This is a genomic window from Methylomonas sp. HYX-M1, from assembly GCF_040741385.1.
Lineage (GTDB): Bacteria > Pseudomonadota > Gammaproteobacteria > Methylococcales > Methylomonadaceae > Methylomonas > Methylomonas rhizoryzae.
This window is the reverse complement of record NZ_CP160405.1, coordinates 200,360-221,141: the sequence shown is the minus strand read 5'-3', so window position 1 is coordinate 221,141 and position 20,782 is coordinate 200,360. Positions and strand designations below refer to the sequence as shown.

The window sequence follows — 20,782 nt, the reverse complement described above, 5'->3', positions numbered from 1 at the left end:
AATTGACTCTAGATGGAAGCGAGTAGTTACAAAATTACATAATTTTGAATAGCCGATTTTTCAAATTATTGATTTATTAATAAGTTTAAAAACCCGCTGGTGTGCGCTTAAACCCGTAAAAGGATAATTGCCAAATGATTAAATCGAAAGCACGCTATCTTATAGCCAGAATGCCAACAAATATTATTTTTATATTTATAATTTTAATTATGACATGTCTGATTCAAGGATGTAGTGACAAAGATGGATATCAATATATTGATGGTGAACCGCATACAAAATCTAAACTAGAACGTAGGACTTTTTCCATTAATTTAATCACCCCATCTTGGTCCGGAGTCTGGTGTCAATCTGTTGAAAAATTGTGTGTAATAGTCGGTGAAGGGGGAAATATAAAACGCTCTTTGGATTGGGGTAAAACTTGGTCATCAGAAGCTAGTAACTCGGATTCTAGCCTTTTTGCTATTTACGGTGACAGCCATCAATTGGTAGCTGTCGGTGAGAAAGGAACCATTATACGTTCTGATGACCATGGTCATACGTGGAAGGTAATCCCCCTCGACCTTAACGTTAAGCTCACTGCCATCTATGGCGATGATGAGCAACTGGTGGTGGTTGGCGATGGTCATATATTGCGTTCTGCCAATGGTGGCAAAAATTGGGACCATGTACTCAATCGGGGGTTACGATTCAATGCTATTCACGGCGAAAGAACACTTGAAGGAACGCGACTGGTAGCCGTCTCTATCACTGGGGTTATCATGCGCTCTATGAATGGCGGCTTAAGCTGGACTGAGGAAGTTAGTAATACTGATGAAAGCCTAAACGCAATACATGGTAACAGTAAGCGACTTATAGCAGTGGGGAATTCTGGAACTATCATAAGCTCTGATAATGGTGGCGTTACATGGAATAAGAGGGAAAGCAACACCGAAGGTGATCTTATATCAATAAAAGGTGCCGGAGATCGATTAGTAGCTTTGAGTGATGGGTTTATCATCCGTTCTGAAGACGGGGGTATACACTGGGACAAGGTGGTTAACAATAACGAAGGCTATTTTAATTACATTTATGATGCTGGGGAATGGTTGGTCGCTATAGGGATGGGCGAAATTTGGCGATCTGATGATAATGGAATTACCTGGAATAACAAAGATATAGGAACAAATGCGAATCTAAGTACTCTTTACGGGGATGGCCCTAATCTCGTCGCGGTTGGTGAATCTGGGTCAATTTTCATATCAGAAGATAGTGGTCAGACGTGGACGGCTTCAGATGGTCTTCACCACAGTACAAAAGGTGCTATATATTGTGACGGTGACCTAATAGTGGTGGCGGGCGATAATGGAGTTATCGCTCAGTCTAATGATGCTGGAAAGTCCTGGGTGAATCGTATTAGCGGGACAAACTCTAATTTTCGAGCTGTATACGGTCTTGGTAATATTTTGCTTGCAGCGGGCAGTGACGGAACGATTGTACGCTCATCAGACGGCGGAGAAAGCTGGAAATTAGTCCATAGTGGTAGCGAATTTTGGCTTCGAGCTATATATGGTGATGGTGAAAAATTGATAGCGGTTGGTGATGACGGAACGATTGTTCGCTCAAGCAACAATGGCAATAATTGGAAGACCGTGAATAGGGGCATTGATCATATTCTTGTTGCTATTCACGGTAATGGAAAACGACTGGTAGCGGTAGGTGATGGTGGTGCGATTTTGCGCTCAAATGATGGAGGCTCTTCTTGGGCATTAGTGGATACTGGTACAAATTCTAGAATTCAAGCTGTATATGGTAAAGATGAACGATTTATAGCGGTTGGTGACTATGGAATGATCTTTCTCTCCAAGGATGGGGGAGAACACTGGGCGGTTGTAACTAGTAACAGTGAAACACACTTTAATGGTATTCATGGCAATGAGACCAGCTTGATAGCCGTAGGTGACAAAGGTGTCATCATGCGATCAGAGGACGACGGTGAAAGCTGGAATATTGTGAACAGCGGAACTAAAGCAGACCTTAAAGCAATTTATGGTCTAGGAGATCGTTTGATTTCCGTAGGTACTAAAGGAACCATAGTACACTCGGACGATGACGGTAGAAGCTGGTTTATTGATACGAGCGGCACAAAAGCTCGCTTTAATTCTATTTCTGGTGGCACTAATCGTTTGGCAGTATTAGGCAAGTATGGAGCCATTTTAGTTTTAAACGAAGATGGAAATCTCATGCCTATGCTTAAAGAAATAGGTTATCGCTCCTTACCGAATGATTTGGGTCAGTTGCGGCTTCGATTGAAATTAGATGACCCAGATGAAATGTGTTTGGAAAGCACCAATTGCAAATTGGAAGCTATGGGCCGAAATGAAGTGGATTTCAAAAACCATAGAAATTTAAATCAAGTACAACTTAATCGAATTGATAGTGTTTGGGAGGGTGTGGTTGATCCAAAAAATTTCAGTTTAGCTGCTGGTGAGAAATTTTTCCTTGAAGTTATGATCAAGGGAAGCAATTTTTCTCTGCACTACCCTATTGATAAACGTGCATTTCTCATTCCTTACCTAGTCGATCCTCGATTGACCTATACTGCCCTAACCGTTGGTGTCCTGTTCTTTATTCTTATTATCCTATACTGGTTTAACCCACTTTCCCTATTAGGACTTTATCGACGTCTAGGCATATTTGAAGGGGTTCAAAAATTGAATATGCCTAGCTGGGTTGAAGGTTTCCAAGTTGCGATGCAAGCTACTGTTCTACCATGGTTAATTACCAGACCCCGTGTTTTAGATGCTTGGATTGAGAAAAACATCGATATATGGAAGAAGGTTTTCGAAGAAGAAGATGCAGTCATGCGTTTGCACTATTATCCACTACCTTTGCGCAGGAGTGAAACACAGTTAGTTGTCCGTCACCCACGACCACAGGATTTTATAAACGATTTCTTATCCTCTCATACCTTGTTACAGGTTATCGGTTCTGGTGGCTCTGGCAAGACAAGCTTTGCCGCGCAATTAGGTAGTTGGGGATTAGCCAAAAAACTAACAAATCATGTCATGGTGCCTATGTGGTTAGATGAAGATGTGACTGATGTGAGGCTATGGTTAGTGCGAAGGGTTCGGGAAATAGTACGTGATGATGATTTGCCTGAATCTTTTGTTCATGCCTTGTTCAAAACCAAGAGGATACTACTTATCGTGGATCGATTATCAGAACGTCAACCAATTAGTGTTGAGGCTATGAAACACCTACCAGGGTGGTTAGGTTCCGCAGTTTTTACCACTCGTTATAAAATCAACTTAAATCAAGCTAATGTTAAATATATTGAACCAATCGGTTTAGGCGCTGAAAGTTTGATGAGTTTTATAGAGGAATTAGTTGAAAGCTCAGATAATGGTTTTGTACTAAAGGACATAAAAACGCAAGGTGATTTGTTTCGCTCTTTAGCTAATACTATTACAATCAATGGAGTGGAAGAAAAGATTACACCATTGTTGGTGACTTTATTTGTTAAAAAAGCTTTAATTCAAATGTTGGATGATACTTCGCTCAATGTTTTTGAATCTATGCCTGCAAACATACCTGATGTGTATTTTGAATACTTATGTAGCATTAATCCAAGCGACGAATCATCAAAAAACTATTTGCCAAAGGAGAAAATGCTGTTAGCTGCAGGTATCCTAGCTTGTGTCGAAATGGGTGACGATTTCCGCCCTAAGCGGGTCGACCAACAGGAGGCAGAAAAGGCCCTAAAAAAAGAAAGCTTACTCGGCGATGAGTTGAAGCCATTGCAAAGATTACTAGACAATCAAGTGTTGGAGCAGCGGCAAGTAGGCGGGGGATATATGATCACTTTTGCTCTTGACCCAGTTGCAGAATATCTCGCAGCATTTGCCCATGCGAATCGATGCGGTAACAACGTAGATTCTTGGCGAGAACTAATTGAAAAAGTAACGGAGTTGGGCGAACAAGCAAGTGGCTTTATGTCTGCGTTGCGAATTGTTCATCAGGTTTATGCTAAAAAATATGGATGGACACAGTTAACGACATTTCCTACATCTGGTAAGAACTTGGAAATGTAGTGATAGTGAAGGAGAAAGAATCAAATTTGGGGTATGGCGAAAATTAGTTAGGCTGCGATCTGCTGAATTTAGTTGATTTTAAGAATTCGTGCGACGTGAAGGCGTATAAGTATCTGTGAAATAGTTGGCGCCTAACCCTTCTTTGTTATTTATTCGGAACACGCTAACCCCGCCTTTCCGCCTATTCGGGCGGGTTACCGCTATTGCCCTTCTTCGCACCACTCCTTATTCCAGTCCTTATTTTCACCTAATAATTTATTCAATTTTACAATTAAATCGCTACTAAATTTGAGTCTGGCGGTGGCTACAGTGCTTTTTGATACCGCTTCGATATTATTTGGCGAGCACTCTTCAATCGCTTTCAGAAATTCAGATCGAGATGTATTGAAAGCATCTTTTGCTTTGAATGCTGTCATTTTAAGTTTCCTCATCTGCTCGCAATACTTCGTATCAGGTTTATTGATTGAATCTTTGAACAACATTTGATCAATTAAGACAGTCGTCTCCATGCTGTATTGGTTGCCCTCGGTAAGTTTCAGGTTAGCTTCGTTCAATGACGAGTTTCAAACAAAAAACAGGGAATAAACACCGTTGAATATTTGTAGGCTTTGATCGTTAAGATCAGACATCCTATAACGTTTCGGCTACTGGTATACGTAGCGGGAAATCATCTTTAGATGCACACTGAATTATTCCTCAACCATCACTCTGACTTGGGCACAGTTGAGGTAGCTTTTCACGCCTTTTCTTCGGGAGGTGCTGATCTTCAACTGTCTGTTTGGCGGGGATGATGCTCACCGACGAAAAAAATGTTCGAAGATAAAAACTCTATTTTAATGACACTCTGACGCAATGCGCGCCACCAGTTGATGGCACGCATTGGCTTTTCATAAAAATCGCGGCGATATTATTTATCGTCCGAGATGTCTTGCTCTTCCATTGCCAAAAACCACGCATCTATAGCTTCGGCGGTTGACCAATATATTTTCTCGCTTCCTAGTTGGTCCAGATACGGATAATAAGCATAAACTGGATTACACCAAGCCGGCTGGCCATGATATTCATCCAGATCCCAACGCACATGATGAGCGATGTGCCATCCCAAATCGCCAGCCCCGACTAGCGAACGTTCGATCACAGCCTGAAGGATCTTGGAGAACCAAAGCAACCAAGCTCCGACCGACGCACCCTCGACGGGTGGCAATGCGCCGTAAAACCTAGCGTGAGAGAGCACCCATTGGCGGTTTGTTTCATCGTCAATTTCAACGAACCACTTATGCCGGGAGAGTAGTTCTGCAATCGCTGAGAAATTGCCGACCACCATGGCCAAAATCAGTAGAATCACGAACGGCAAGAATACCGCTAGGTGAATGACGGTCCACAAAATCACTGTCCAAATTATCCCAGCAGCGACATTGCGCAAACGCCCGTCTTGCCAGGCGAAGGTCAAAGTCAACCGTTTTTTAATCAGCTTGTATTGCAGTTTAACGTTCAACACCAGTCTTAACAGCTTCCAGTACGATAGCCAAACGCTATCTCCCAGTTGAAAGCCTTGTTTTTGCACAAAACTCGCATCTGGGTCTAAGCCGGCGCGAGCGAATCTGGATTCGCTATGATGCAGGCCATGGGTGGCTCTGTATACCTCCAGCGGTTGTCTCAACGTGAGTATGCCGGCTAACTCGGCGAGGAGTTTGCCAAACCAGCGCGGCTTCGCGCCGTGTCCGTGGCCGGTGTGGTGTATCAACACCGAGGCCGCATACAACTGCGCGTTGCCCAAAAGAATTAGGCAGGCTAATAGTCCCAACAAATCGAATACTATGTCCATAATTCAATCCTCGTTACAATGTGGTTAATGAGCGATGTACCTAAGGACGCCGCCAAAATGATCTGAAAAAACAGGGCCAGGGCGCGTGTTTCAGGCCGCCAGACGATCAACGGTTCTTGCCCAGGTAGGGCAATGCCAGTTAACCAACTCCAAAACCATTGGCTCCAGTTTGGAAAGCGGTTTTTCAGGGCTAAGCGCAGCCGGTAGCTTTTCGCTAGTTTTGTTGCGTCATGCGTTTGTTTCATGGTTTTACTCCGGTTAATCGAATAAAAACCAAGGCCTTGGTGTTTTTTGCTGCTAGCGGTTTCGATTTTGGCGGGACATTCGGACGTTGAATGAAATGTCGAAAATTATTTTCCGGCGCATATATAGACACGCGCATCGACATGTCTATGTCAGAAGCTAGGCTAGCTTGACTGGCCTTCAACTGATTGATAAATCAATAAAATTAATTGTTTTTCTTCGGGTGGTCTACGCGTGGCGTGGCGCCTGTACATAGGCCTTATCCTGATTGGTGTTTTAATATGTTAGTGGACTATATAATCCAACATTGCAAAGATTGATCTGGACATGAGGCTTACTTTCAAATGATCCAACTACCATCGCAACAAGACAAGCAGTGGTTTTTTGAGTTTTTAAATGAACGGCTGAAAGCTTTGGAGCTGAAAAAAACGCAAGAATTTCAGCAGGAGATAGATAAAGCCTCGGATGATAATGCAAAGCGAGCGTGGGAAAAAAAATTAGCTGAGGCTTCTAAAATAGCGGAAAACTTAGTTATAGATGCGTTAGAAGATATTAAAGATGCTCAATCAACAAATCCACGTGACGCAGCAAAGACACAATTTAAGCGCTATTTCAAAATAAAGGAAATTCCATCTAAGCCAGAGAAACAAACCCTAGAAGCATTGATGACAGTTCTGGATTTTTCAGAACATGATTGGAAAGTTTACAAAAACAAGCAAAATAACGAAAACGATTTTCTACAAAAAGTCACTGATTCTTTGATCAGCGACTTGGAGGCAAATAAAACACTACTTGCCGCTATGCAGACTAGATTCCACTCCGAAATCAACTCCACTAGCGAAAGTCCCACATCAATTGAGTTAACTGCCCATTTCACTCAAGCTTGCTGTACAAAAAATTCATTAACTACATTAATTGACTCTTTGCGCACCGTATTCAAAGAGCGGCTGCTAGCAATTGCCGGCGACGTAACGGGAAGCAGTGCGGTTCAATCCTTAAAAAATACCGCGGATCGCTTACTCGGCAAATTATTGTTGTTCACTATACGGGAGCAATGGCTTGAGCAAAAACGGGGCGGTATAACGCAAGAGTATAGTTTGCCGAATCTTCATCCCAATACTGTAAAAGTGGTGCATTCCAGGTTAACACACTGTGTGCCTAATTTGGCGAAACAACAGAGTCATCAACTGCCTAACGCCCCCAATATCGATTTGGGCGCGCGTATTACCGATTTTTTGATAGCCTTGGCGGGAATAGTCGATGCCAATATGTCGTTGCCCGATGTACCCAGGGGCTCGGAAATGTCCCAGGATGACCGAGAAAAATTGAACAATAGATTAGCTCGACAACTTGACGAAGCTATGGAGTTTATGAGCCAAAGCAGCGACATAGACTTCAAAGAGCATTTTTTCTGGATTATTAAAGACGGAACTGCTGGAGAAACCGAAGTGATTGACTGGATTAAATCGCATATCAAACATTTACACTGGATAATTCTTAAATCGGATGCTAGCGAAGAAATATTCTGGTTTAGCGATACCTATTTGGAAAGAGTAATTACCGAATATTACAAGGTATGGAATGCATATGCCTGAAACGGAACAAACCTTAAACCAAATCAGCCAAGACATCGAAAAGATACAAACTGCGGTACAGCAAGCGCTGCCTGAGCATTCTTCGTGGCCCCGAGCCATGCATCAATTCGATGACGATAGCCGATACGCCTTGCGTACCGCGTTAGCCACAGGCCGGCCACTGCTATTGCGCGGCGAGCCCGGCGTCGGCAAAAGCCAATTAGCCAGGGCGGCGGCTTACGCCTTGGATCGCCTGTTTGTTTACCAAGTTATAGACGCCCATACCGAAAGCCAGGACTTGCTGTGGCGATTCGACGCAGTAGCGCGGCTGTCCGAGGCTCAAGCCCTGCAAGGTGTCGTTGCCAAAAACCGGCAAAAAGTTCTGGACGTCATGCGCTTCATTTCGCCGGGCCCGGTATGGTGGGCATTCGACTGGGAGGATGCGGGCAAAGTATATAGCAACAGCCAATATCGCTTGAGCAAGCCCGAACAACTCGAACGGAAAAATTGGCAGCCCACTGGCAGCGTGCTGTTAATCGACGAGATCGATAAAGCCAATCTGGAATTACCTAACGCGCTGCTGGAACTGCTGGGCAATAATGCATTGCATATTCCGCATTTGAATAAAACCATAGGCTTGAAAACCGCAACGCCGCCGTTGGTCATGATTACCACCAACGAGGAACGCGAGTTGCCGTTGGCGTTTGTCAGACGATGCCTGGTGTTGCATCTGGATTTGCCCAAAGATCAATCGGCCTTTGTCGATTGCTTGGTTGCGCGAGCGCAATTGCATTTTGAGAAGGCCTGCAGCAAGGACATCTATCAAAGCGCCGCGGAATTAGTGTTCAGAGAGCGGGAACGAGCGCAGGAAAAGGGCCTTATTTACAAACCCGGTCAAGCGGAATATCTGGATCTGGTCAAGGCTATCATCGTGCTGGGTAAAAACGACCGCAAACAGCACAAAACCATGCTGGACAGCGTGAGCAAATTTACGCTGCATAAATACCCGCAGATGCTCGGCGATTAAGCGGAACGCCGATGAAGATCGAAAGGCAGCACCAACGTAACGGCAGCCCTTATCCCAAAGGGAGTGTTGGCTTTGCGGATTTACTGTGCAGCCTGTATGCCGGGCCGGCATTGTCCGAGCCGCAACAAATTGCGGTCGCCAAGCTATTTAAATTTACGCTGGATCGGTCGCAGCCGTCGCCGTCAGGCCAGCCAGTTGTCCAACCGGAAACACCCGCCATGGCAGGCGAAGCGTCGGAGCCCGTCGCGGCTATCGAAGAAGCGCCGATGCCGCCAACGGACCAATGCCATTATTTCCGCTTGATCCGCCTGGAAAAAACCCGGGAAGCCGAAGACTCCGAGCAGGCACGAGAATGGTTTACCCAAATCGAAGGCGATGTGTTGCAACAGGGGAAAAGCGAGGTGCCGGCTTGCCATAAAATCAAAGTCGTCGATCCGCCGTTGCTGCCCTGGAGCCGATTGTTACCAATGTTGTTAAAGAGCTTGGGCGGACAGGTGCCGGGAACTCGCTTGGACGAAGGCAAACTGGCGGATTGGTTGGCGACCGGACGGCAAGCGGCCAAGCTGCCGAAAAAAAAGCGCTATACCTGGCAAAGCAAAATTTGGCTGTTGATCGACAACAACCCTAATTCCGTGCCGTTTCGCCGGGATTATCGGGCTTTGCAGCAGCAACTGCAGGATTGGAGCGGTAGCGAAGGCTTGGACGTGCAATATGTCTACCAAGGCCGGCCGGGTCAGGTCAGCGTGCGTTACCACGGCAATCGGCCCATCTTCGCCGGCTGGCAAATGCCGGAGCGCACCACGCCGCTGTTGATCTTGTCCGATTTAGGCCTGCATAGCGACAATCGCCAGGCGGTGCTGGATTGGTTGGCGTTCGGCTGCCGGTTACGGCAACACGGTATCCGGCCCACTGTGTTGTTACCGGTGGCCGGCCGTCTGGTCGATGTGCGCTTGCTGCCGTTTTACCGCTGCATTGTTTGGGATAGGGGCAGCGATTTGCAGCCATTGCAGATACCGGGTTCTGCAGCGGAGCAAGGCGACTCGGCGGACATTCTCGAGCAATTGCTGGCTTTGTGTTACCCGGCCGTTCGGGTAGCGCCCGGTCTGTTACGGGCGATACGCTATTTGTTGCCGGTGGCGACCGATGTGAGTTACGAAGTGGCGGTGCGCCGTTCATCGCAGGTGCAGGCGAACGCTGGCGAGGATTGGTACTGGCAGGCTGAAGGTAAACGCGCCCACTTAACCGCATTTTTAAGCCAGTTCGAACGGTTAACGCCAGAGCAAAAAAATCGGCTGATTGCGCTCATCGCCGCCTATCACGGCCAATATTGCGACGAGTTTTATTTCGAAGTCGTGGCGGAGCTCAGCCGCCTCAGCATTCCATTGCATCAGGACGAACGTAATAATGAGGCGATCAAAGAGCGAGGAGAGCGCTATCTGTCGCGCTTGGTGCAAGCCTGTTTTGAACATCCGGAACACGCCGGGCTCAACGATTGGGCAACGCGCTTTGGGCAGCGCTTGGCGTTTTCCGGCGACTACGCCTTAAGCCGTCAGCAACAAGCTATCTACATCCTATCGCGCCTGCGCGACAACGCCACCGCTCAGAACGAGTTTGCTTGGCCGCAGGGAATAGACCACGAATTGTTGCAACAATTAGCGCCGCCGGCACAAAACCAGCTTGAAATAAGCTTGCTGCAACGTGGAGGCAAGTTATTGTTGACGACCAGGCCCGAGTCAAAGGCCGATTTTTCTGAGCCTTATGTCGTGCATCGGCAAACAGTTTTATCAAAATGGCAAGTGCTGCAGCTGCCGGACACTGGCACGCCATCAGCCTTGCAGACTGTGGATTTAGCCGAGGTCGAGCATACGCTGGATTTGCCGACGCCCGTATCCGGCAGGCGGCAGCCGACGGTCCACCCGGTTACGATCAACAACGACGTATTGCACATTGAGGCGAGTGCGGCTCAGGAAATCCCGTCCTGGATGGTGGGCTATGGGGTGAAACAGGGGCTGGTCTTGATGCAAACCCAAAGCGCGCAGGGCAAGATTTTCGAGTGGTTCTGGCATCCGCCGGTTGCGGCGCCGCGCTGGGATAGCGATACAGAAGGGCGCAGTTATCCGGGATTTTGGTTTTACTCGGCCCGTGTCGATGATCGCAAAGGCTTAGGCCGCGACCGCTTCGGCTTGTTCGAAGATATCGAGGTGTTAGGCCAAAAACTACGCATGCGCTGGATAGAACCTGGCCAATTTCTGATGGGTTCGCCGCCAGGCGAAGCTGGAAGGGGAAACGATGAACAGCAGCACGAAGTGACATTGAGCCAAGGCTTTTGGCTGGCGGATACGGCGTGCACCCAAGCCTTGTGGCAAGCGGTGATGGGCGGTAATACCAGTCGATTTAAAGGCAAGGACCGTCCGGTAGAAGGAGTAAGCTGGAATGACGTTCAAACATTTTTAACTAGGCTAAACGGTTTGCAGCCGGCATTGCAGCTGTGTTTGCCGAGCGAAGCGCAATGGGAATACGCCTGCCGAGCCGGCACCGCGACGGCTTACTCGTTTGGAGATGCCATTAGGAAGGAGCAAGTCAATTTTTCGGGAAGCAATACTGTACCGGTAAAATCCTTGCCTCCTAATGCCTGGGGTTTGTACCAGATGCACGGCAATATGTGGGAATGGTGCCGGGACGGTTACGCGGGCTATCCGCCGGGACCGGTCACCGATCCGGTAGGGCCAGAGGCTGATTTCCGGGTGTTGCGCGGCGGCTCGTGGATCAGCGACGCCAGGGACTGCCGTTCCGCCTGTCGCGGCCGCGACCGTGCCGGCAGCTCTTCCCGCGACTGCGGGTTCCGCTTGTCCCGAGGTCCAACAGTCGGTTGGTCCAGATAGGCGCAGTCCGGCAGCTGGCTGGGGCGCGCGGGACACGGACGGGGGGCGGGCTGCGGTTTTTTTAAATCAACTCGGCATCCAACCATGATTCACCGGGGAACGTCTGCATGCACTATAAATTTTTTGCGATACCCGCGACGCACTCCGAATGGCTGGAAGCGGATTTCAACGCTTTTTGTCTGGCCCACCGTGTTGTTTCCGTAGAAAAGCATTTCGTTATGGACGGTCAGCACAGCTATTGGGCCGTTTGTGTTTGTTGGTTGGAGGGTTCGGCAAGCCTAACTAGGTCGGAGAACCATTCAGCCCAGCCGGCAATCGATTATAAAAAAATTCTTAATGCGGCCGACTTCGCCATCTATTTGGAACTGCGCAATTTTGGTAAACAGCTGGCCGAGTTGCAAAACGTTCCGCCCTATGCCTTATTCACAAACGATCAATTGGCGTCTATGGTGCAGCAGCGCGTGAGCAACAATACGCAGTTGGCGCAAATACCGGGCGTCGGGAAAGCGCGCATAGAAAAATATGGCCAGCATTTTCTCACTAAATTGGCGGCTATTTGGGCGGATCAACCGAAAACCGGAATCGATGAAACGGGTACGGATCACCCTTGAGCAGATAGCCGAGCAGGCAAATTTAAATTTGGCTTTATATCAAGCGGCCAAAGGCAAGCGTCAGCGCGATCAAGTTTTCGCTTACTTGAGCAACGCAGAATCAAATCTTAACCGATTGGCAGTCGATATCATGGCCGAAAAGTAGCCATACGGCCGATCTAAAACGTTTGTGATCCACGATCCGAAGCGTCGGACTATCGAAGCAGCGTGCTTCGAGGATCGCATATTTCACCATGCACTGATCAATTGGGCAGGCCCAGTGTTGGACAACGCCATGACCACCCGCAGTTTCGCTTGCCGCAAAGGCTATGGCGTGCATAAAGCTGTGGAATCGGTTGAACAGGCGGTCAAGCGCTTTCCATGGTATGTGAAGATCGATATCCGCTCGTATTTTGCCAGCATCGATCATTCGATTTTGTTGTAGTTATTAAATCGCAAGTTTAAGGGAGCGGATTTCTCGGCGCAATTAACGCGTTTGCTTGCCGTTACCGGCCGGGATCGCGGATTGCCGATTGCCGATAGGCGCGCTGACCTCGCAATATTTCGCTAATTATTATTTGGATGGTTTGGATCGATGGTTGGCGGAGCTTTCGGAAGTGCGGTCCAACATCCGTTACATGGACGACATAGTGTGGTGGTGCGAGGATAAAGCGGCCGCCAAGCGATCTTTGAGTTGGATCGTCGATTATTTGCGGGAGGAAAGGCAGTTAAGGGTTAAGGATTTCCCGCAAATCCATAAAAGCGCGCAAGGGCTAAGTTTTTGCGGCTTTCAGATTTTTCCGGGCGTTACCCGCTTGAGCTTGCGGCGAAAACGCCGCTACCAGCAACGTCGGCTATTTTGGGAGCGGCAATACCGGTTAGGGCGGATAGACGCCAAACAATTGCAATCGGCCTACGCTGGGGTACAGGCTATTTTGAAAGGCGCCGACAGCGAACAGTGGCGGCGGGAGAATTTTCGTTTGCATCCGCCTGTATCGGGATAAAATAAAATGAGGGTGAAAGCCAAAGCTGATTCCCGCGTGTTGCGCGGCGGCTCGTGGAACGACAATGCCAGGAACTGCCGTTCCGCCTATCGCAACCACAACCATGCCGGCAACTCGAACCACAACAACGGGTTCCGCTTGTCCCGAATTCAAAGCGCTGTTGGAATGAGCGCTTATGACCAGGTTTTCGTCCTGCCCGTTTCGGCATTGTCCGAATCGGCAAAAACCAAGGCTCCCGGACGTGCTAGTCAGACTTCGTGTGCTAAACGCTCGCCGGAGGGCCGCCCTTTTATTACTAATGTTTCCAAATGAATAAAACCCTACGCGCCATACCCGACGAATTTCCCGCCAGCTGGGCCAGCGAGTGGGGGCAGGAACGGATGGGTGAGAACCGCGAATGGAGTTTTTGGATGGCATTTTCTTACAAGGGTGCTCGCCAATGTTTTCGCTGGATAGAACCTGGCCAATTTCTGATGGGTTCGCCGCCGGGCGAAGCCGGAAGGGATGACGATGAACAGCAGCACCAAGTGACGTTGAGCCAAGGCTTTTGGCTGGCCGACACGGCGTGCAGCCAAGCCTTGTGGCAAGCGGTGATGGGCGGTAATACCAGTCAATTTAAAGGCAAGGACCGTCCGGTAGACAGTGTAAGCTGGAATGACGTTCAGACATTTTTAACTAAGCTAAACGGCTTGCAGCCGGAATTGCAATTGTGTTTGCCGAGCGAAGCGCAATGGGAATACGCTTGCCGGGCCGGCACCGCGACGGCTTACTCGTTTGGAGAGGCCATTAGGACGGAGCAAGTCAATTGTTCGGGGCGCAATACTCTACCGGTAAAATCCTTGCCTCCTAATGCCTGGGGTTTGTACCAGATGCACGGCAACGTCTGGGAATGGTGTCGGGACGGTTATGCGGCCTATCCGCAAGGGCCGGTCACCGATCCGGTAGGGCCGGAGGCTGATTCCCGCGTGTTGCGCGGCGGCTCGTGGAACGTCTTTGCCTGGTTCTGCCGTTCCGCCGTTCGCTTCCGCGACCGTGCCGGCGGCTCGGACCTCAACTGCGGGTTCCGCTTGTCCCGAGGTCCAACAGCCGGTCGGTCGGGATAGGCGCAGTCCGGCAGCCGGCTGGGGCACGCGCGCCGGGCGCGCGGGACACGGACGGGGGACGGGCGGCCAGCGACGACGAGACGATTGGAGCGGCTCGATAGTCGCATCGCATCTGTCGGCCTTCAGATCTTTCAAGGCTAACGTATGGAATTTTGCGAGGGTGCCGGCATATGCGTTCTCGTAGCGCACATCCAATAAGCCAGCAACAGCAAATCACTATTTTTATGTACGGATTGCGTTGTTAGCTGATGTCCAATCACGCATAACAGAACAGGAATTCAAGTCGCGTAAATCTCGCGCACATAAATTTCGGGCATAAAAAAAGCAGCTTCGAATAATCGATAACTGCTTGTTTTCCAATGACTTAATTGGTGGGTCGTGTGCGATTCGAACGCACGACCATCGCATTAAAAGTGCGGTGCTCTACCGGCTGAGCTAACGACCCGTCGTTGAATCCATACATTATATAGCTATAACCTAAATTTGCAAGTCTATTTTCAAAATTTGTCTTTTTTTAGCCTGGATGGGTACTTGGCATCCTTTTTACCTGAATCCGTGACCCCACATATTGCCAACCCCCTTTTATTTGTCAGGCTATTCTAAAATTCGCTGAATTCAAAAGTTCGCCCCTGGAGTCGAGTTTAACAGCTAGAAATTTTGCCAATTATCCGGAGTATGTCAAACGGCTTTGAAAAGTTTCCAGTTTTCATGACTCCAGTCGAATTGACAGGTCTCGCCCGCCGGAAACAGCAGCGGCACGAAGGCTTGTTTGATCGCCGGACTCGCAGAACGCGATGCTTTCCACGTCTTTACAAAACGTGGCACCGCACTGTAACCACCCACATAGTCTTCCACCTGTAAGCATTCATACAAGCGCTGAACGGTGCGTTTACGCTTTTTTGCCCGGTAAGGCCGCGCGGTCTCTAACCATGTCGTCAATTGCTCGGTAAAGGCACCCAGGCTGGCTATTGAGCTGCTCGAACTCGGATAGAGCAAACGTCGAGCGATGACGGGAAGCTGTGAGTGAATCCATAAACAAGCGGCCATTCAGTGCGGGAAGCATAACGTTGTGTTAGTCGGCGGCACAGGCACCGGCAAAACCCATCTGGTACTGCCTTGAGCGTCAAAACCATTACCGACTACGGCAAACGTGTCCGCTTCTGCTCTACCATTGATCTGGTCACGCAACTGGAACGGGAAAAGGCGGCAAGCAATCAAGGCAAATTGGCCTACCGTTTGATTCAAGTCGATTTGGTCATTCTTGATGAACTGGGCTATCTGCCATTTTCCAAGGATGGTGGCGCTTTGTTGTTTCATTTACTATCAAAACTGTACGAGCGAACCCGTGTGGTGATCACCACCAACTTGACCTTTGCCGAATGATCCAACGTGTTCAGCAATGCCAAAATGACCACCGCCTTACCGGATCGACTCACGCACCATTGCTATATCATAGAAACCGGCAATGAATCCTACCGCTTCCGGCAAAGCTCTGAAGAAGCCAAGGCAAGGATACAAGCCAGAGAGAAAGCGAAACGCAACGGAAAAACGCCAGACGATATCTTGTACGAGGAGAATCCGTTCTAAAAATCCCGCTGGGAAACGGATGGCAAAACTACCCGATTGCTATCCGTTTCCTTTACACTTATCCACAGCCGTTGACCCCAAAAACCGGTTCCGCCCCCTGGTCAAATTTCAACCGGTACGGTTGGTCAATTTTCGCCCGGCACCAACACCTTGTGTTTTTTTTGGCCGGATTGAGAGACAACACGCCTAGCGCAACACCCCGCTAGCCGGGGTGTAACTATCCAATACCTGAATGTAATTGGCACGTTCGTAAGCGGCAGGGTCTATTGCGTGTTGTTGACTGACGCTCCCTTTCAGTTGCGCAACCGACTGGTATTCGTGAGCGTCCAGCCATTGCGCCAATTCAGTACGCATTTGGCCCAAATAATGCGGGCCTTTTTGCAACAGCACGCTGCACAATTGCACTACGTCCGCCCCGGCCAGCAACGCTTTGATGGCGTCGGCAACATGATGAAAGCCACCGGTAACCGCTAGCGACAGATTGACCCTGCCGAACATCAATGCCGCCCAGCGGATGCGCAACAACGCTTCGGCGGGGGTAGACAACTCCAATTTAGGCACTACCTCTAGGGTATCCAAATCGATATCGGCTTGATAGAAGCGGTTGAACAGCACGATACCGTCCGCTCCGGCCGCTTGCAGACGCTGGGCGAAATGAATCGGCGAACTGAATTGCGGCGACAATTTCAGTGCTAAAGGAATACTTACCTGCGCGCGCAATGCGTGCAAAATGTCCAAATACAACTGCTCCACGCAGACGCTGGACTCGGTCGAATCGGCCGCCAGATAATAAATATTCAATTCCAAGGCGTCGGCCCCGGCGTCCTGCAAGGCTTTGCCGTATTCTATCCAGCCGCCGGCACTGGTGCCGTTCAAGCTGGCGATGACCGGAATGGCCAATGCCGCTTTTATCCGCCGCAGTTCATCCAAATATTGATCTTGATAAGTCAAAATCCGCTCCGGCAAGGGATGGAACGAGTCGGCCTCGCCGTGCCCCAGGCTTTGGCTAAAAAAGAAGCGCTCCATTTGCTGAGTTTCGGCTTCTATTTTTTCCTCGAACAAGGACGGCAGCACGATAGCCGCGGCGCCGGCGTCTTCCATAATCCGCGCCGAGTCCAAATTCTTAGTCAAAGGCGAAGCGGACGGCACCAAGGGATGGGCTAGATTCAGCCCCAAATAACGGGTGGATAAATCAGCCATGTCAGGCCTCCTTGGCGGCTTCGGCCGCCGCTTGCGCTTTTAACGCCAAGACGCTGGCGGATTCGCTCCATTCCAGCTCAGACAATTGCTTGTAATAGCGATAACGGTGTTTAACCTGTTGCTGCGCTTGCGCCAGAAAAGCTTCCGCAGTCTCCGGGTGAGATTGCCATAACATGCTGAAGCGGGTTTCGCTCATCACAAACTCCCGGTAAGGTACCGACGGCTCCGGCGAATCCAGTTGCATCGGATTTTTGCCCTGCGCAATGCGCTTGGGATTGAAACGAAACAACGGCCAGTGACCGCTTTTTACCGCCAAATTCTGTTGCCTATGGTTATTGGACATGTCCACGCCGTGCGCGATGCAGGGCGCATAGGCAATAATGATGGAGGGACCGTCGTGCGCTTCGGCCTCCAAAAACGCGTTCAAGGTCTGCGTGTCCTTGCCGGCGTAGGCCACGTGGGCGACATAGACGTTGCCGTAATCCATCGCCAGTAAGCCCAAATCTTTTTTGGCCGTGGTTTTGCCGCCGGCCGCGAATTTGGCCACCGCACCCAGCGGCGTGGCTTTGGAAGTTTGTCCGCCGGTATTCGAATACACCTCGGTATCCAATACCAAAATATTGACGTTGCGGCCGCTGGCCAGCACGTGGTCCAAGCCGCCGTAGCCAATGTCGTATGCCCAACCGTCGCCGCCAATGATCCAAACACTTTTCTTGCACAAAAAGTCGGCCAACTCCAGCAAGGTTTGCGCGGCAGGCTCGGCCAATCCGGACAAGCGTTGTTTGAGCTCGGCAACGCGTTGGCGTTGTTGGTAAATGCCCGGCTCGTCGGATTGGTCCGCCTGCAATAAGGCGTCGACCGTATCGCCACCCAAGGGCTCACGTAAACTATGCAACAATTCGGCGGCGAATTCGGCTTGCTTGTCTATGGATAAGCGCATGCCCAGGCCGAACTCGGCATTGTCTTCGAACAGCGAATTGCTCCAGGCTGGCCCGCGTCCGTCGGCATTTTTGCTCCAAGGGGTGGTCGGCAAATTGCCGCCGTAGATGGACGAACAGCCAGTCGCATTGGCGACTATCATACGGTCGCCGAACAACTGCGAAGCCAGCTTGATGTAGGGCGTTTCGCCGCAGCCTACGCAAGCGCCGGAAAATTCGAACAAAGGCTGCAACACCATGGCGCCTTTGATGGTGTTGAGTTTGATTTGGGTACGGTCGTACTCCGGCAGCGACAAAAAGAACCGCCAGTTTTCCCGTTCCTGTTCGCGGAGCGGCGGTTGCGGGCGCATGTTCAAGGCCTTGCGGCTGGCGTTGGACTTGTCCCGAATCGGACAAATATCCACGCACAAACTGCAACCGGTGCAATCTTCCGGCGCCACTTGATAACTCATCGCCAAGCCGGCCGGGAAATCCTTGCCCAGCATAGGCGCGGACTTGAAGGTCGGCGGCGCCGATGCCAGCGCTTCCGTTGGATAAATTTTGCTGCGTATGGCTGCATGTGGGCATACCATCGCGCATTTTCCGCACTCGGTGCATAAATCGGTTTCCCATACCGGGATTTCCAAGGCCAGATTGCGTTTTTCGTAAGCAGCGGTACTGGTGGGAAAGGTACCGTCCACCGGCAAAGCGCTGACTGGTAGGGCATCACCGCGGCCGGCGATGATCTCCGCGGTCACCCGCCGCACGAATTCCGGCGCGGTTTCGTCGATCCGGCCTTGCAAGTCGAAACTGGCAGTAGCCTGTTTCGGCAAAAGCACGTTATGCAAACCGGCCAGGGTGGCGTCTATGGCCTTGAAATTCAATTCCACGATACGCGGACCCTTTTTCCCGTAGGTTTTTTCGACCGCGTGCTTGATGGCGGCTATAGCCTGCTGTTGCGGCAACACGCCGGAGATCGCGAAAAAACAAGTCTGCATGATGGTATTGATACGCTTACCCATGCCGCAAGCTTGCGCCACCCGATAGCCGTCTATCACATAAAAACGGATATTTTTATCCAGCATTTGTTGTTGCATGCGCAGGGGTAGGCTGTCCCAAACCGCGTCGGGCGCGACCGGAGTATTCAGCAAGAACACCGCATGATCGGCAGCGTTGGCCAACATGTCGTAATGGTCCAGAAATACCGTTTGATGGCAACCGATGAAATTGGCATCGTTTTCGCCGATCAGATAGGTCGATTTAATCGGCTTTGGCCCGAAACGCAAATGCGACACCGTAACCGCGCCGGACTTTTTGGAGTCGTAAACGAAATAGCCTTGCGCATAGGAATCGGTTTCTTCGCCTATGATTTTAATGGTATTTTTATTGGCACCCACCGTACCGTCGCTGCCCAAACCGTAGAACATCGCCTGCACCACGCCGCCATGGGCGTCGGTACGAAAAGCGGCATCCCAGTCCAGGCTGCTATGGGTAACATCGTCGTGTATACCCAGGGTGAATTGATTCTTCGGTTTGTCATTAGCCAACTCGTCGAACACGGCCTTCACCATGCCGGGGGTAAATTCTTTGGACGATAATCCGTAACGACCGCCTACCACGACCGGCATTTGCGCAAACCGACCGTTGCCGGTCATCGCCGCTTGCGCGATGGCTGTCAACACGTCTTTATATAACGGTTCGCCGTCCGCCCCCGCTTCCTTGGTCCTGTCCAGCACGGCAATTTTTCGGCACGAGGCCGGCAACGCGGCCAACAAATAGTCGGGGGAAAACGGCCGGTACAAGCGTACCTTCAACAAACCGACGTTTTCGCCTTGCCGATTCAAAAACTCGACGGTTTCCTCGGCAGCCTCGGCGCCTGATCCCATCATGACAACGATTCGATCGGCATTGTCCGCACCCACATACTCGAACAAACGGTAACGGCGCCCGCTCAGATCCGCGAACCTATCCATCGCTCGTTGCACGATGTCCGGTAATGCCGCATAAAACGGGTTGACCGTTTCGCGCGCTTGGAAATACACGTCCGGATTTTGCGCCGTTCCGCGCAACACCGGTTTGTCGGGAGTCAATGCCCGGCCGCGAAAGGCGCTAATCCATTCCTTTTCTATCATGGCCTCCAAGATTGCGTCGTCCAGTGCGAATAATTTAGCGACTTCGTGCGAGGTGCGAAAACCGTCGAAAAAGTGCATGAAGGGGATTCGGCCCTCCAGGCTGGCGGCCTGGGCGATCAACGCGAAATCTTGTACTTCTTGCGGAGCGTTGGAACACAGCATCGCAAAGCCGGTACTGCGCGCCGCCATCACGTCGCTGTGGTCGCCGAAGATCGACAAGGCCTGACAAGCCAGCGAACGAGCCGCGATGTGAAACACGGTCGGCGTTAGTTCGCCGGCAATCTTGTACATGTTGGGCAGCATCAGCAGCAACCCCTGCGACGCGGTGAACGTGGTCGCCAGGGTGCCTGCTTGCAACGCGCCGTGAATGGCCCCCGCTGCACCACCCTCGCTTTGCATTTCGATGACCTGGGGTACGCTACCCCAGAGATTTGTCACGCCGCGCGCCGACCAGTCGTCGGCCCATTCCCCCATGGGCGACGACGGGGTAATCGGGTAAATGGCGATGACTTCGTTCAATTTATGGGCGACAGCGGCAGCCGCCTGATTGCCGTCGATAGTGAGTGTCTTAGAGGTAGTCATGACACACTCCTGTAGTTTGCGAAACCGTCATGGTAAAGTCGAA

General features: G+C 50.3%; 14 protein-coding genes, 1 tRNA gene and 1 pseudogene. 9 read left to right on the top strand and 7 right to left on the bottom strand.

All coding sequences use genetic code 11. The annotated features are described in order from the left end of the window. The first annotated feature begins 134 nt into the window (after nucleotides 1-134). A complete protein-coding gene (locus AB0A83_RS00960; RefSeq protein ID WP_367155162.1) occupies nucleotides 135-4,073 on the top strand; it encodes a YCF48-related protein in 3,939 nt (1,312 codons plus the stop codon). Between the two features lie 200 nt (nucleotides 4,074-4,273). Here AB0A83_RS00960 and AB0A83_RS00955 read toward each other — a convergent pair whose 3' ends face one another. From AB0A83_RS00955 to AB0A83_RS00945, 3 genes are all read right to left on the bottom strand, one after another. Next, complete coding sequence (locus tag AB0A83_RS00955) at nucleotides 4,274-4,489, bottom strand: hypothetical protein (RefSeq protein ID WP_367155161.1); 216 nt, start codon at nucleotides 4,487-4,489, stop codon at nucleotides 4,274-4,276. A 491-nt stretch (nucleotides 4,490-4,980) separates the two neighbouring features. Next, nucleotides 4,981-5,898 (bottom strand): hypothetical protein, encoded by a 918-nt coding sequence (locus tag AB0A83_RS00950; protein WP_367155159.1) that lies wholly within the window; start codon nucleotides 5,896-5,898, stop codon nucleotides 4,981-4,983. Next, complete coding sequence (locus tag AB0A83_RS00945; protein WP_367155158.1) at nucleotides 5,889-6,143, bottom strand: hypothetical protein; 255 nt, start codon at nucleotides 6,141-6,143, stop codon at nucleotides 5,889-5,891. Before AB0A83_RS00945 ends, AB0A83_RS00950 begins: the two co-directional genes overlap by 10 nt. A 342-nt stretch (nucleotides 6,144-6,485) precedes the next feature. Here AB0A83_RS00945 and AB0A83_RS00940 point away from each other — a divergent pair, with 342 nt between their 5' ends. The 7 genes from AB0A83_RS00940 to AB0A83_RS00910 all read left to right on the top strand — a co-directional run bounded on the left by AB0A83_RS00940 (nucleotide 6,486) and on the right by AB0A83_RS00910 (nucleotide 14,321). Beyond that, a complete protein-coding gene (locus tag AB0A83_RS00940; protein WP_367155157.1) occupies nucleotides 6,486-7,736 on the top strand; it encodes a hypothetical protein in 1,251 nt (416 codons plus the stop codon). Next, the gene (locus tag AB0A83_RS00935; protein WP_367155156.1) at nucleotides 7,729-8,742 is read left to right on the top strand and encodes an AAA family ATPase; all 1,014 of its coding nucleotides are present in this window, start codon (nucleotides 7,729-7,731) and stop codon (nucleotides 8,740-8,742) included. Before AB0A83_RS00940 ends, AB0A83_RS00935 begins: the two co-directional genes overlap by 8 nt. An 11-nt stretch (nucleotides 8,743-8,753) precedes the next feature. Then, nucleotides 8,754-11,624 (top strand): formylglycine-generating enzyme family protein, encoded by a 2,871-nt coding sequence (locus AB0A83_RS00930; RefSeq protein WP_367155155.1) that lies wholly within the window; start codon nucleotides 8,754-8,756, stop codon nucleotides 11,622-11,624. 107 nt (nucleotides 11,625-11,731) lie between these two features. Beyond that, nucleotides 11,732-12,235: an HRDC domain-containing protein gene (locus tag AB0A83_RS00925; protein ID WP_367155154.1), complete on the top strand. Its 504-nt coding sequence runs from the start codon at nucleotides 11,732-11,734 to the stop codon at nucleotides 12,233-12,235. A gap of 274 nt (nucleotides 12,236-12,509) precedes the next feature. Further along, the gene (locus AB0A83_RS00920) at nucleotides 12,510-12,659 is read left to right on the top strand and encodes a hypothetical protein (RefSeq protein ID WP_367155153.1); all 150 of its coding nucleotides are present in this window, start codon (nucleotides 12,510-12,512) and stop codon (nucleotides 12,657-12,659) included. Nucleotides 12,660-12,714: 55 nt separating this feature from the next. Then, complete coding sequence (locus AB0A83_RS00915) at nucleotides 12,715-13,218, top strand: RNA-directed DNA polymerase (protein ID WP_367155152.1); 504 nt, start codon at nucleotides 12,715-12,717, stop codon at nucleotides 13,216-13,218. 308 nt (nucleotides 13,219-13,526) lie between these two features. Beyond that, nucleotides 13,527-14,321: a formylglycine-generating enzyme family protein gene (locus AB0A83_RS00910; protein WP_367155151.1), complete on the top strand. Its 795-nt coding sequence runs from the start codon at nucleotides 13,527-13,529 to the stop codon at nucleotides 14,319-14,321. A gap of 369 nt (nucleotides 14,322-14,690) precedes the next feature. Here AB0A83_RS00910 and AB0A83_RS00905 read toward each other — a convergent pair. Beyond that, nucleotides 14,691-14,766, bottom strand: a tRNA-Lys gene (locus tag AB0A83_RS00905). 233 nt (nucleotides 14,767-14,999) lie between these two features. Further along, entirely contained in the window at nucleotides 15,000-15,368 is a 369-nt protein-coding gene (locus tag AB0A83_RS00900; protein ID WP_367155150.1) for a hypothetical protein, read from the bottom strand. 13 nt (nucleotides 15,369-15,381) lie between these two features. Between AB0A83_RS00900 and AB0A83_RS00895 the strand changes: the two are divergent. Continuing rightward, a pseudogene (locus AB0A83_RS00895) lies at nucleotides 15,382-15,908 on the top strand (ATP-binding protein); the annotation flags it as partial. 186 nt (nucleotides 15,909-16,094) lie between these two features. On the opposite strand, the gene AB0A83_RS00890 reads toward AB0A83_RS00895, so the two are convergent. Then, complete coding sequence (locus tag AB0A83_RS00890) at nucleotides 16,095-17,108, bottom strand: dihydroorotate dehydrogenase-like protein (protein ID WP_367155149.1); 1,014 nt, start codon at nucleotides 17,106-17,108, stop codon at nucleotides 16,095-16,097. A gap of 1 nt (nucleotide 17,109) precedes the next feature. Beyond that, complete coding sequence (gene nifJ / locus AB0A83_RS00885) at nucleotides 17,110-20,739, bottom strand: pyruvate:ferredoxin (flavodoxin) oxidoreductase (RefSeq protein ID WP_367155148.1); 3,630 nt, start codon at nucleotides 20,737-20,739, stop codon at nucleotides 17,110-17,112. Between the last annotated feature and the right edge of the window lie 43 nt (nucleotides 20,740-20,782).